This window comes from Geodermatophilus sp. SYSU D00779 (assembly GCF_054050595.1).
Genome location: NZ_JBJGZQ010000007.1, coordinates 141,999 through 154,163 on the forward strand (window position 1 = coordinate 141,999; position 12,165 = coordinate 154,163).

Sequence of the window (12,165 nt, forward strand, 5' to 3'; positions counted from 1 at the left end):
CACCGGCTCGGCGTGCCACACGACCGGGAGGGTGCCCAGCCATGAGGTACAGCGAGGGAGCGGACCTCGATCCGTCGGGCGTGCAGGACCGCCGGGGCGGCGGCTTCGGCGGCGGGCGCGGCCTCGCGGTCGGCGGTGGCGGGCTGGGCCTGGTCGGCGTCCTCGTGCTCGTGCTGTTCCAGGTCCTCGGCGGTGGCGGTGGCGGCGGGACCGGCGCGGCGCTGAGCCAGCTCGGTGGCCAGCTCGGCGGCCTCGGTGAGGGGCAGACCGCGGACAACACCCAGCTCGAGCAGCAGTGCCGGACCGGCGCCGACGCCAACGAGTCGGTGGACTGCGCCGTCGTGGCCGACATCGAGTCGATCCAGGACTACTGGTCCGGCGTGCTCGGCCCGGACTACCGGCCGACCGACACCGTCTTCTTCAACGGCTCGGTGCAGACCTCCTGCGGCGGGGCGACCAGCGGCTCCGGCCCCTTCTACTGCCCGGCCGACCAGCTCGTCTACATCGACCTGTCGTTCTTCGACACGCTGCAGCAGCAGTTCGGCGCCCAGGGTGGGCTGTTCGTCAACGCCTACGTGATCGCCCACGAGTACGCCCACCACGTGCAGAACCTGCTCGGGACCAACCAGCAGGTCACCCCGGGCGAGACCGGCCCGACCAGCGGGACCGTGCGCCTGGAGCTGCAGGCCGACTGCTACGCGGGCACGTGGGCCAACCACGCGGAGACCGTGCCGGACGAGTCGGGCGAGCCGTTGATCGCGGAGATCACCCAGGACGACGTGGACCGGGCGCTGGACGCCGCGGCCCGCATCGGCGACGACTTCATCCAGCAGAACCTGGGCAGCGGCACGGTCGACCAGGACGCCTTCAGCCACGGCACCTCCGAGCAGCGGCAGCGCTGGTTCCGCACCGGCTACGAGACCGGCGACCCCGCGCAGTGCGACACCTTCGCCACCGACGACCTGTAGGAGGACCCGCCTGCCCTCCGCCGTTCCCAGGCTCGCGGCGGGACCCCGCAGGCGGGCCGCTCCGGTGACCAGCCGGGATCACCGTCGCGGGTCCCGCCTGACCACCGGTGGCCGAGCCAGGACCCCGGACGACCAGCTCACCTGATCGTCGGCGGGAGCCTCAGGCGACCTGGCCGACCGACTGCTCGTCGGCCTCCACCGCGGCGTTCCACTCCGCCTTCTCGGCCCGCCAGCCCTCGTCGGTGCGGCCCAGGCGCCAGTAGCCCGACGCCGAGAGCTGCTCACGGGGCACCGCGCGCTCCACCCGCAGGTAGCGGCGCAGCTCGCGCACGAACCCGGCCTCGCCGTGCACGAAGGCGTGCACCGAGCCGGCGGGCAGCGCGGCCCCGCGGACGGCGGCGACCAGCGCCTCCCCCGGCAGCCCGGTGCGGTGCACCCAGGTCAGCTCCGCACCGGCCGGCAGCGGCAACGGCTGCTCCTCGGCGGCCTCGGCCACCTCGACGAACACCCGGGCCGTCGCGCCCGCGGGCAGCCGTTCGAGCGAGGCGGCGATCGCCGGCAGGGCGGTCTCGTCGCCGGCCAGCAGGTGCCAGTCGACGTCCCCGCTGGGCGCGTAGGCGCCGCCGGGGCCGAGCAGCTGCACCCGGTCGCCCGGCCGGGCGGCGACGGCCCAGGGGCCGGCCAGCCCCTCGTCCCCGTGGACGACGACGTCGAGGACGAGCTCGCCGGCGGTCTGGTCCCAGGCCCGCACGGTGTAGGTGCGCAGGCACGGCCACAGCTCGCGCGGGTGCTCGCGCTGGACGGCGTCCATGTCGAACGGCGCGGCGTAGGGCGCGCCGGCCGGCGGGAGCACCAGCTTGACGTAGGCGTCGGAGTACTCGGGCGCGAACCCGGCGAGGCCCTCCCCGCCGAGCACCACGCGGACGAGGTGGGGGGTCGGTCGCGAGGTCCGGAGCACGGTGGCCAGCCGGGGCGTGCGCGGGCGGCGCGGGGCCTTGTCGGCCATGGCGGAGCTCCCTCGGGTCGAGCACGGATAGGTGAGGCTCACCTTAGTCCGCGACCCCCGCACGGATCGTGGCGGCCGTCGTCAGGCCATGTGTGGGTGATCGTTTGACGGGTATCGGCTCGGCTGACCATGACGTTCGCCGAGGAGGAACGATGACTCACTCGATCGATGCCCCGTTCCCGCCCCCGCCCTCCACCGGTTCGGGTGCGACCAGCGGGGCCACCACGGCCAGCACGACCACGACGACCACGACCACCTCGACGGGCTCCCCGTCGACGAGTGACGTGGCGAAGGACGAGGCCCGCAACGTGGGCCAGACCGCCGCCCAGGCCGGCAGCCAGGTCGCCTCGACCGCTGCCGACCAGGCCAGGGAGGTCGCCCACGAGACCCAGCGGCAGGCGCAGGACCTGCTGCACCAGGGCCGCCAGCAGCTGCGCCAGCAGACCGTGGCCCAGCAGCAGAAGGCCGCCTCCGGGCTGTCCTCGCTCGCCCAGGAGCTGCGCGGCCTGGCCGACGGCAGCAGCCAGGGTGCCCCCGGCCCGGCGCGCGACCTGCTCCAGCAGGCCTCGGGCTACGTCGAGCAGTTCGCCGACCGGCTGCAGAACCGCGAGCCGGCCGACCTGCTCGAGGACGTCCGCGCCTTCGCCCGCCGCAGGCCCGGCGCCTTCCTGGTCGGCGCCGCGCTCGCCGGTGTGCTGGCCGGCCGTCTCACCAGTGGCGTGAAGGCCGCGCACAGCGACGACTCGTCCGCGAGCGGCACGCAGCAGTACCGCACCAGCTACACGCAGACGAACTACGTCGACCCGGCGCCGGCCTACTCCGGCTACGCCGAGACGACGTCCTACGAGACCACCACCGGCGCCGGGACCACCGGCACGCCCGTCCCGCCGCCGCCGTACGGCACCGTCCCGCCCGCGGGCGCCGCCGTCCCGCCGACCACCCCGGCCGGCTGGGACGACCCGACCCGCCGTCCCGATCAGGGGGTCTGACCCACATGAGCTCTCCCTACTCCGGCGCGACGCCGGTCGGTTCCACGCCGGGCCAGGACCCGTACGCCCAGGGCAACTACGCCGTCTCGCCCGACGAGGCGTACGGCGCGCACAGCGGCGCCGTGGGGACGCCGACGACGGCCGAGGGCCGGCCCGACGTCGAGGGCACCTCGGTCGGGCAGCTGTTCGGCGAGCTGGCCAAGGACCTCTCCACGCTGATGCGGCAGGAGGTGGCCCTCGCCAAGGCCGAGGTCCAGGCCGAGGCCAAGAAGGCGGGCAAGGGCGCGGGCATGATGGCCGCCGCCGCGGTCGCCGGGTTCCTGACCCTGCTCTTCCTCTCCAACGCCCTGTGGTGGGCGCTGGAGAACGTGATGGACGCCGGCCTGGCCGCGCTCATCGTCGCGATCCTGTGGGGCGTCATCGGCGCGGTCGCCTTCTCCGCGGGCAAGAAGAAGCTGCAGCAGGTGAACCCCAAGCCCGAGCGCACGGTGGACACGCTGTCCGACGTCCCCAACGCTCTGAAGCCCAACTGACCCGCGGCCCCCGGCCCTCTCAGACATCGGAGTACGGAACATGACCACGAGCAACGACCCCGAAGCCATCCGCCGGCAGATCGAGCAGACCCAGCGCGAGCTGAGCTACGACGTCGACGCGCTCAACGAGAAGGTGAACCCCTCCCGCGTGATGGACCGCCGGGTCAGCGCGGCCAAGGGGCGGTTCACCCGCGCCAGGGAGCGGGTCATGGGCAGCGCCCACGACACCCGCGCCGCGGCCCAGCACCGCACGCAGAACGCCGCGGGCACGGTGCAGGACCGGGCGCAGGGCGCCGCCGAGTCCGTGCAGGGTGCCGCACAGCAGGCCGCGCACGCGGTGCAGCAGGCCCCGGACACCATCGTCCGCCAGGCCCAGGGCAACCCGCTGGCCGCGGGCCTCATCGCCTTCGGCGTCGGCTGGCTGGTCTCCAGCCTCCTGCCGGCCTCGGAGCGGGAGCGCGAGCTGGCCCAGCAGGCCGAGTCCGCGGTGCGCGAGCACAAGGACACGCTGCTGCAGCCGGCGAAGGAGGCCGCGCAGGAGATCCGCGAGGAGCTCCAGCCCGCCGCCCAGCAGGCGGTCCAGGAGGTCAGGTCCACCGCGCAGGACGCCGCCCAGACCGTCAAGCAGGAGGGCCAGTCCGCCGCGCAGGACGTCCAGGGCCAGGCCCAGGAGTCCCGCCAGACGGTGCAGAGCCAGACGCGCAGCTGAACACGGGCCTCCCTGCCGCCGCAGGGAGGCCGTTCCACCCTGTAGCGCGCCCCGCCGGGTCCTCCCCGGCGGGGCGCGCTACCGTTCGCGGCGGGGTCCCCCGTTGGGGTGAGGCCCGGCGGGTGCGCTGCAGTCCGCCCTCGGGGGCGCCGACGTCCACCGGGACGACACCGCCCGAGCGAGGGAGCCCGACCCGTGCCGACCCGCGGCCTCGCCGTCCTCGACGTCCCCGTGCCGGGCGCGACCGGGCTGGTCGCGCGGGTGCGTGCGCTGACCTCCGGGGGGACCGCGTGACCGTCCTCGAGCCCGCGCCGGCCGAGGAGCTGGCCCGGCTGCGCGCGGAGAACGCCGTGCTGCGGGCGCAGATGCAGCACCGCCACGAGGAGCTGGAGGTCGCCACCCGGATGCTGCAGGCGCGCGCGGAGACGATGACCAGCGTCATCGACGCGGTCACCGAGCAGTCGATCATCGGCACCGACGTGGACGGCGTGATCCGGGTGTGGAACCCCGGCGCCGAGCGGATGCTGGGCCTCCCCCGCGCCGACGTCGTCCGCCGCCGGTCGATCACCGAGTTCCACCTGCCCGAGGAGCTCGAGGACGCCGGCGGCGGCCTGGCCGCCCTGGTGCGCACCGCGCAGGAGCGGGGCAGCGACGTCCGGGACTGGACCTACGTCGCCGCCGACGGCACCGAGCTCACCGTCTCGGTGGCGGTCACCCCGCGCACCGACGACCGCGGCGTGCACGCCGGGTGGAACTTCGTCGGCACCGACATGACCGAGGCCCGGGCGACCGAGCGCATGAAGGACCAGTTCGTGAGCCTGGTCAGCCACGAGCTGCGCACGCCGCTGACCTCGATCCTCGGCTACCTGGAGCTCGTCCTCGACGACCCGGAGCTCGGCGAGGAGTCGCGGGCGCACCTGGGCACCGTCGAGCGCAACGCCCAGCGGCTGCTGCGCCTGGTCGGCGACCTGCTGTTCACCGCGCAGGTGGACGCCGGCCGGTTCAGCCTGCAGCCGGAGGACGTCGACCTGGCGGGTGTGGTCCGGGCGGCGGAGGAGACCGTACGGGTGACCGCCGCGGCGACCGGTGTCGAGGTCGCCGTCGACGTGCCCGACGGCGGCCTGGTGGTGCACGGCGACGCCGTCCGGCTGGGACAGGCCTGCGACAACCTGGTCTCCAACGCGGTCAAGTTCACCCCGGCCGGCGGCCGGGTCACCCTGGCGCTGCGGCCGGCCTGGCGGACGATGGACGGCGCGGTCGCCGACGCCCCGCAGGGCGACGCGGTGCCGGTCGCCCGGCTGGCGGTCAGCGACACCGGCATCGGGATCCCCGTCGGCGAGCAGGGCCGGCTGTTCGCGCGCTTCTTCCGCGCCTCGACCGCCCGTCGGCACGCGGTGCCGGGTGTCGGACTGGGGCTGGCCATCACGCGGGCCATCGCCGCCGCGCACGACGGCACCCTCGAGGTCGCCAGCGCCGAGGGCCAGGGCACCACGTTCACCCTCACGCTCCCTCGCTGAGGTCCGCGGCCCCCCTGCAGGGTCCCGCCGCGAGCTCGCGAGCGGTGGGGGCGAGGGGGTCCTCCACATTGCGCAGTTCTTGCGGTCGGCGGGCGGGTGCCCTGCGGTCGGGCGGTCAGGATCGGTCCCGTCGCGGGTCACTCCGATCCCGACGGACGACGAGGAGGACGAGTCGTGAGCGCCGTCCCGACCGCCCTCGTCGTCGGCGCCCACGCAGCCGGGCGCGCTCCGCTCGCCGCACTGCTCCACCTGGCCGGGTGGGACGTGCAGGAGTCGTCCGGCACCCCGGAGGCGCTCGGCCTGGCCCGGCGCCTGGACCTGGACCTGGTCGTCGTCGACCTGGACGATCCGCCGGGCGAGGCGCCGGCCCTGCTGCGCCGGCTCCGGCTGGTCGGCTGCCGGGCCCACCTGCTCGCCGTGACCGCCGCTGCCGGGGCCCCGGACCGGGTCGCCGCACTCGAGGCCGGCGCCCTGGCCTGCCTGCCCCGGCCGGTGGACGCCCGTCTGCTGGTCGGCCTGCTCGCCCGCCGGGCGCCCGGACCGCAGGCCCCTGCCGCCGGGGACGCCTCCGGTGCGGACGTCGACGCCGAGCTCGTGGACCGGCTGCGGCAGGTGTACGCCCGCGCGCTGCCCGGCCGGCTGAGCGCCATCGCCGACGGCGCCCGGGCCGGGGACGCCGCGGCGCTCGCCCGGGCCTCGACCGCGCTCGCCGGCACCAGCGCCCAGCTGGGCCGCCCGGAGGTCGCCGCGGTCTGCCGGGCCATCGCGAGGGGCGCCCGCCGCGGGGTCCTCGCCCACGAGCTCGTCGACGAGCTGCACAGCGTCGCGCGCGGCTGACCGCACGTCCGCGGCCCCGTCCAGGGGCGGGGAGGACGGGCCCCTCCTCAGGCGACGAGGCGGTAGCCGATGCCGCGCACGGTGCGGATCAACGGCGACGAGAGCCCCGCGGCCTGCAGCTTGCGGCGCAGGTTGGACATGTGCGCCTCGACCAGGCGCACGCTGCCCTCCCAGTCGGTCTGCCAGACCTCGCGCAGCAGCGTCTCGCGCTGCAGCACCCGGCCCGGGCGCGAGGCCAGCGCGGCGAGCAGGTCGAACTCGGTGCGGGTCAGGTCGACGACCACGCCGTCCACCCGTACCTCGCGGCTGTCCTCGTCGACCTCGAGCTCGGCGAGGCGGAGGACGGACTCCGCGACCGGCGCGGGACGCTGGGCGGGGACGCGCGGACGGCGGAGCATCGCCTGCACGCGGGCGACCAGCTCGCGCGGCGAGAAGGGCTTGGCCATGTACCCGTCGGCACCGACGGCCAGCCCGATGAGCAGGTCGACCTCCTCGGCGCGCGCGGTCAGCATGAGGACGTAGCACTCGCTCTCGGCGCGGATCTGCCGGCACACCTCGGTCCCGTCGGCGTCCGGGAGGCCCAGGTCCAGGACGACGACGTCGGGGGCCGCGCGCCGCACCTCGGCCAGTGCCTCGGCGCCGGACCCCACCGCGCGGACGTCCATCCCCGCCCGGCGCAGGACCGTGCAGACCAGCTCCCTGATCTCCTCGGTGTCCTCGACGACGAGCACGGACTGCTCGGACACGACGTCTCCTCCTGTTCCCGCTCGACCGACGCCGGGCCGCGGGGCCGGGCGTCACCTGACCGGGTGATCGGCGCAGGCCCGGGCCGGCTTGAGCACGGTGTCCGGGCCTCACCCGGGGGGAGGAGCCACGGCCTCGGCGTCGGCCGACAGGTCACGAGGACGCCGGGGGGCGCTCACCCCGACGGGGCGGACCGTGCGGCGCGGGCTCAACCGGGGGGGCCGAGCGGTCGAAGGAACCGGCACCTCATTCCCGAGGGAGCCGCCGGGGCCCGATGCCCCGCCCAGCCGGAGGACCGCGATGATCGGCCTCACCCGCCGCACCGGCGAGAAGTGCCGCCTGGACCCCGACCACATCGAGCGGGTCGAGGCCGGGTCGGACACCGTCGTGATCACGACCGACGGCAGCTGCTACTGCATCCGCGAGACGATCGACGAGGTCATCACGCGCATCATCGAGCACCGCGCCGGTGACATCGCCGCCTGCTACGTGCTCGACCGCGGTGAGGACGCCGACCCGCGGGGCGTCGGCGGCTCCGGCGTCCCGCCGCAGGCGCACGCCCCCGGCCCCGTGGTGCCGATGCGGCTGCCCTGACCGCAACGACCCCTCCCCCTCGGGGGGAGGGGCCGCGCCGGCTCGGGTTGACCACCGGCGGTCCACGGCCGATCTCCTGATCGGAACACCGACCCAGCGAGGAGACGACCGTGAAGATCACCGCCCGCGGGGTGCCCGCCACGGAAGCGCAGGTCCACAGCGAGGTCGCCCAGCTGCTCGACCGACGCGCGGCGATGAAGCACCCGCCGTTCAGCCTCACCGTGTCCGACTCCGTGGCGATGGGCATCGCGCGGCTGTTCCGCAGCACGTCGCTGTCCGGCGAGGTGCTCGACCGCTTCGCCGCCGGCGGGAGCGTCGACAGCGACGAGCTGGTCGAGGCCGCTCGCTTCGAGCAGGGCTACGCCTCCCCCGAGGGCTACGCCGCGCTGCGCTGCCTGGTGCTGTGGGTGCACCACCAGGAGCACCGTCGCGACCAGGGCCGCGCGCACGCGGGCTGACCCGCGCGCCGCACCGTCGCGACCAGGGCCGCGCGCACGCGGGCTGACCCGCGCGCCGCACCGGAGACGACTCGGGGCGCTTCCCCGCCGCAGGACGTCCTGGCCGACGGGGTGGAGCCGAGGGCACGGCCGTGCGCCGCCACGCGGGACGTGGGACCGGGTCGACTGCACCAGGCCAGGACCGCACCACCGGCGGTCCGTCGGTCGGACGACCGACGGACCGGGTCACAGCTTGTACAGCGGCGGGTTGGGCAGCACCGTGCGTCCGAAGGTGGACGCGCTGACCCCCGCGAGGCAGGCGTACCAGGCGACGGCAGCGGTCACGAGGCCCAGATAGCCGCCCAGCGTGACCAGGGCCTCGTTCTGCGCCACGTCCCCGACACCCAGCACGAAGAACGTCGCGGCGAGGAGCGTGAAGAGCAGGGCCAGCACCGCGGTGGTGCGCAGGGAGGCGACCCACATGATCACCGTGAAGATGCCCCAGCCGATGAGGTACCAGCCCACCACGGTCGCCCGGTCAGCGGCATCGGGGATGTCGGCCGCGTAGAAGGTGACGAACGCCCAGAACGACAGCCAGAAGGCGCCGTAGGAGGTGAACGCGGTCGCGCCGAAGACATTGCCCTTCCGGAACTCCCACATGCCGGCGAGCACCTGGATCGCGCCCCCGTAGGCGAGTGCGACGCCGAAGACGATCGGCTCGCCGGCCGCCGGCAGCAGACCTGCGTTGAACAGGCTCAGCAGGAACGTCGTCAGCGCGAAGCAGCCGAGACCGAGCGGCGCGGGATCGGCGATCATCCGCACGTTCTCCGAGGCGAGCTCCCTCGCCATGGCCACCCGCCCGGCGGTCGGGTCACTCAGGTCGGCGAGGAACTCGTCGCCCTCCCGTGCGGTCTTCGTACCGGCGTCGGGTGCTGCGTTGACTGCCACTGCAAGACCCCCTCCTCATCGACGCGGGGAGCGGCTCAGCCGAACGAGAGGTCTGCGGTCTGCCGGTCCCGCTCATGCCGTCCGGCGGCGGGCCGATCCCGGTCGTCCCGCCGCGTTGATCGGTTCACCCGGCTCCGGGTGGCCGCTCGCGTCGGCTCCACCCTCCCCGCATGACAGTGATGCGGGCCACAGCGGGCCGTCAAGACAGCTCCGGCGTGTCTCGGCCTGCCCCTGCCGGATGTCGGACCAGCCCCCTCCGGTCGCGAGGACGCGGTCACGGCACGCCGCAGTGCTCGCGGCGCTCGACGCGCCACCCGGTGGTGACGTGCTGATCCGGTGGGTCACGCGTCACGACCCCGTGGCGGTGCCACCACCAGCGCGACGCCCAGAGCGGTGACCCCGATCCCCACCAGCGACAGCCCGCCGACCCGCTCGCCGAAGAGCAGGTACGCCTCGACGGCGGTGGCCACCGGCACGAGGTAGTAGAGGCTGGAGACGCCCGCGGCCGTGCCTCGGCGGAGGAGCAGGAGCAGCAGCAGGACGGCGCCGATCGACAGGACCAGCACCAGCCAGACGAACGCCGCGACGAAGTCCCCGGTCCACCGGATCGACATGTCCTCGGTCGCCACCGCAACCGTCAGCAGCACGGCCGCGGCCGCCGCGTACTGCACCGCCGTCCCCCAGACCAGCGGGATGCGATCACCGTGCCGCTTCTGGTAGACGGTGCCCAGCGTTCCCGAGGCGAGTGCCACGAGGCACGCGACGAGACCGGCCACCGGGAACGGCTCGGCCGAGCCGGCGTCGGCGGTGCCCGGGCCGACGACCAGCACGACGCCCGCGACGCCGAGCGCCAGTCCGAGCCACTGGCGCGCCGTGGGCCGCTCGCCGAGCACCCGCGCGGCGAGGACGGCGGTGAGCACCGGTTGCAGGCTGACGACCACCGCCGACACCCCCGCGGGCACACCCAGCGAGATGCCGTAGAAGACGCCGCCCAGGTATCCGCCGTGCAGCAGCAGCCCGGCGACCGAGGCGCGGCCGTACTGCGAGCGGGAGGCCATGCCGGCCGAGCGCAGTGCGACGGCGAGGACGCCGAGCAGGGCGGCGGCGACGCCGAGGCGCAGGCTCAGGAAGGTGAAGGGCTCGGCGTAGGGCAGCCCGTACTTGGCGCCGACGAAACCGGTGCTCCACAGCAGGACGAACAGCGCCGGTCCACCCAGCGTCTGGACCCGCGAGGTCGTCCGCGTCATCGGCTCAGTCTGACGACGCCGAGTTGATCACCGCCTCCGTGCCGCGACACCGGGTCGCCTCCCCCCGTCTCGCAGCAGGAAGGCTTGCTCGCAGCCAGCCGGCGCCGACGTAGCTGCCCGCGCACGACGGACCGCCGCGACGACGCCCTGGTCCCGGCGCCGTCAGCAGCCGTCGCTCTCCAGGTCGGTTGGCGCGATCCCGCGCCTCGCGCTCGAGCGATCGAGAGGTACCAGGCCGGCATGTGGTTAGGGCAGGCTAACCTCGCCTGATGCCGAAGAGATCGGGCCCGCTGCGCCCGTCCCGTCTCGCCGCTCCCCTCGCCGTCCTGGCCCTGTCCGGAGCGCTGACCGCCTGCGGCTCGGAGGACGACGGCTCCGCCCCCGTCGCGGAACCGTCCTCCTCGTCGGACGCCTTCCCGGTCACCATCGAGAACAAGTACGGCACCACCGAGATCCCCACGGAGCCACAGCGCGTGGTCACCGTCGGCTTCAACGACCAGGATTTCGTGCTGGCCCTGGGCGTGACCCCGGTCGGCGAGCGGGAGAACCTGGGTGAGTACGACGCCACGACCCGTCCCTGGGCGCAGGAGCTGCTCCCGGCGGAGGACATCCCGACCGTGGGAGGCCAGGAGATCAACCTCGAGGCGGTCGCCGCCTTGGAGCCCGACCTGATCGTGGGCGTGTACTCCTTCATGGACCAGACCGTCTACGACCAGCTGTCCGGCATCGCGCCGACGCTCGCGCAGACCGACGAGTACGCCGACGGTGCCACCCCGTGGCAGGAGCAGACCCTCCTCATCGGTCAGGCGCTCGGCCGTGAGGAGGAGGCGCAGCAGCTCGTCGACGACGTCGAAGGCCGGTTCCGGCAGGCGGTCGACGAGAACCCCGATCTCGCCGGCCGCTCGATCGCCGTGGACCTGACCGGCGTCGGCTCAGGCCACTACCTGCTCGGCAAGGACGACCTGCGCACCCAGTTCTTCACCGATCTCGGCTTCACCGTCCCCGACGCCAGCACCGACCTCAGCCAGGAGCGGCTGGACCTGCTGAACGCAGACGTGCTGGCGGTGAACGGGTACGACCAAGCAGACGCCGATGCGGACACGCTGTTCTCCAGCCTCGACGTGGTGACCCAGGGCCGCACGGTCCTGCTCGGCAGCTACTCCGGCGATGTGTCCGCCGCACTCGGCTTCGGCAGCCCGCTGTCGCTGCCCTACCTGCTGGACGAGGCCGTGCCGGCCCTGGCCGCCGCCGCCGACGGCGACCCCTCCACCGTGGTCCCGACCCTCGGCTGAGTGCTCGACGCGCCCTCGGCCACCCGGCCGAGGGCGCGTGCCGCCTCGCGAGAGAGGCCGGTCCTGAACGGGACACGACCAGACGAGTGCGACGACCTCCGCGCCATCGGACCAGTGGAACGACATCGACCTGCTCAGCGGCACCCTGACGGTGCGGCGCAGCGTCCACCGCGTCCGGAGTCGCCGCCGGCCTGCCGACACCCACCCCGTGCGCATCCGCGCCGTGGGCCCGGGTCTTCGCCACGACCGACGACCACCGCTGACCGCAGTCGGCCGACACCACGACGGTGGCCGGCGCCGGTTCGAGACCCACACCGCGCCACAGGTCGACGTCGACGGCACCC

General features: G+C 74.6%; 13 protein-coding genes. 9 read left to right on the forward strand and 4 right to left on the reverse strand.

What is annotated here, in order from left to right:
* Positions 1 to 41 precede the first annotated feature (41 nt).
* Positions 42 to 968, forward strand: coding sequence for a KPN_02809 family neutral zinc metallopeptidase (ypfJ, locus tag ACI79G_RS07730; RefSeq protein WP_456880551.1), 927 nt, complete (start codon positions 42 to 44; stop codon positions 966 to 968).
* A gap of 160 nt (positions 969 to 1,128) precedes the next feature.
* Here the strand turns inward: ypfJ and ACI79G_RS07735 are convergent, their stop codons facing one another.
* Entirely contained in the window at positions 1,129 to 1,974 is an 846-nt protein-coding gene (locus ACI79G_RS07735; protein WP_456880552.1) for a siderophore-interacting protein, read from the reverse strand.
* A 284-nt stretch (positions 1,975 to 2,258) separates the two neighbouring features.
* Here ACI79G_RS07735 and ACI79G_RS07740 point away from each other — a divergent pair, with 284 nt between their 5' ends.
* The 5 genes from ACI79G_RS07740 to ACI79G_RS07760 all read left to right on the forward strand — a co-directional run bounded on the left by ACI79G_RS07740 (position 2,259) and on the right by ACI79G_RS07760 (position 6,559).
* Positions 2,259 to 2,963: a hypothetical protein gene (locus ACI79G_RS07740; RefSeq protein ID WP_456880553.1), complete on the forward strand. Its 705-nt coding sequence runs from the start codon at positions 2,259 to 2,261 to the stop codon at positions 2,961 to 2,963.
* Between the two features lie 5 nt (positions 2,964 to 2,968).
* A complete protein-coding gene (locus tag ACI79G_RS07745; protein WP_456880554.1) occupies positions 2,969 to 3,496 on the forward strand; it encodes a phage holin family protein in 528 nt (175 codons plus the stop codon).
* A gap of 40 nt (positions 3,497 to 3,536) precedes the next feature.
* Positions 3,537 to 4,205, forward strand: coding sequence for a DUF3618 domain-containing protein (locus ACI79G_RS07750; RefSeq protein WP_456880555.1), 669 nt, complete (start codon positions 3,537 to 3,539; stop codon positions 4,203 to 4,205).
* Positions 4,206 to 4,495: 290 nt separating this feature from the next.
* The gene (locus ACI79G_RS07755; RefSeq protein WP_456880556.1) at positions 4,496 to 5,722 is read left to right on the forward strand and encodes a sensor histidine kinase; all 1,227 of its coding nucleotides are present in this window, start codon (positions 4,496 to 4,498) and stop codon (positions 5,720 to 5,722) included.
* A 174-nt stretch (positions 5,723 to 5,896) separates the two neighbouring features.
* On the forward strand, positions 5,897 to 6,559 hold the full coding sequence (locus ACI79G_RS07760; protein WP_456880557.1) for a response regulator: 663 nt from the start codon (positions 5,897 to 5,899) through the stop codon (positions 6,557 to 6,559).
* Between the two features lie 47 nt (positions 6,560 to 6,606).
* On the opposite strand, the gene ACI79G_RS07765 is transcribed toward ACI79G_RS07760, so the two are convergent.
* Positions 6,607 to 7,305, reverse strand: coding sequence for a response regulator (locus tag ACI79G_RS07765; protein WP_456880558.1), 699 nt, complete (start codon positions 7,303 to 7,305; stop codon positions 6,607 to 6,609).
* A gap of 298 nt (positions 7,306 to 7,603) precedes the next feature.
* Here ACI79G_RS07765 and ACI79G_RS07770 point away from each other — a divergent pair, with 298 nt between their 5' ends.
* Positions 7,604 to 7,897, forward strand: coding sequence for a flagellar FlbD family protein (locus ACI79G_RS07770; RefSeq protein WP_456880559.1), 294 nt, complete (start codon positions 7,604 to 7,606; stop codon positions 7,895 to 7,897).
* A 110-nt stretch (positions 7,898 to 8,007) separates the two neighbouring features.
* The gene (locus ACI79G_RS07775; protein ID WP_456880560.1) at positions 8,008 to 8,355 is read left to right on the forward strand and encodes a hypothetical protein; all 348 of its coding nucleotides are present in this window, start codon (positions 8,008 to 8,010) and stop codon (positions 8,353 to 8,355) included.
* Positions 8,356 to 8,580: 225 nt separating this feature from the next.
* Here the strand turns inward: ACI79G_RS07775 and ACI79G_RS07780 are convergent, their stop codons facing one another.
* Together ACI79G_RS07780 and ACI79G_RS07785 are read right to left on the reverse strand one after the other, a co-directional pair.
* Complete coding sequence (locus ACI79G_RS07780; protein WP_456880561.1) at positions 8,581 to 9,282, reverse strand: acetate uptake transporter; 702 nt, start codon at positions 9,280 to 9,282, stop codon at positions 8,581 to 8,583.
* 341 nt (positions 9,283 to 9,623) lie between these two features.
* Positions 9,624 to 10,529: a DMT family transporter gene (locus ACI79G_RS07785; protein ID WP_456880562.1), complete on the reverse strand. Its 906-nt coding sequence runs from the start codon at positions 10,527 to 10,529 to the stop codon at positions 9,624 to 9,626.
* A gap of 269 nt (positions 10,530 to 10,798) precedes the next feature.
* On the opposite strand from ACI79G_RS07785, the gene ACI79G_RS07790 reads away from it, so the two are divergent.
* Positions 10,799 to 11,821, forward strand: a complete 1,023-nt coding sequence (locus tag ACI79G_RS07790) for an ABC transporter substrate-binding protein (RefSeq protein ID WP_456880563.1) — start codon at positions 10,799 to 10,801, stop codon at positions 11,819 to 11,821.
* Positions 11,822 to 12,165: the final 344 nt, after the last annotated feature.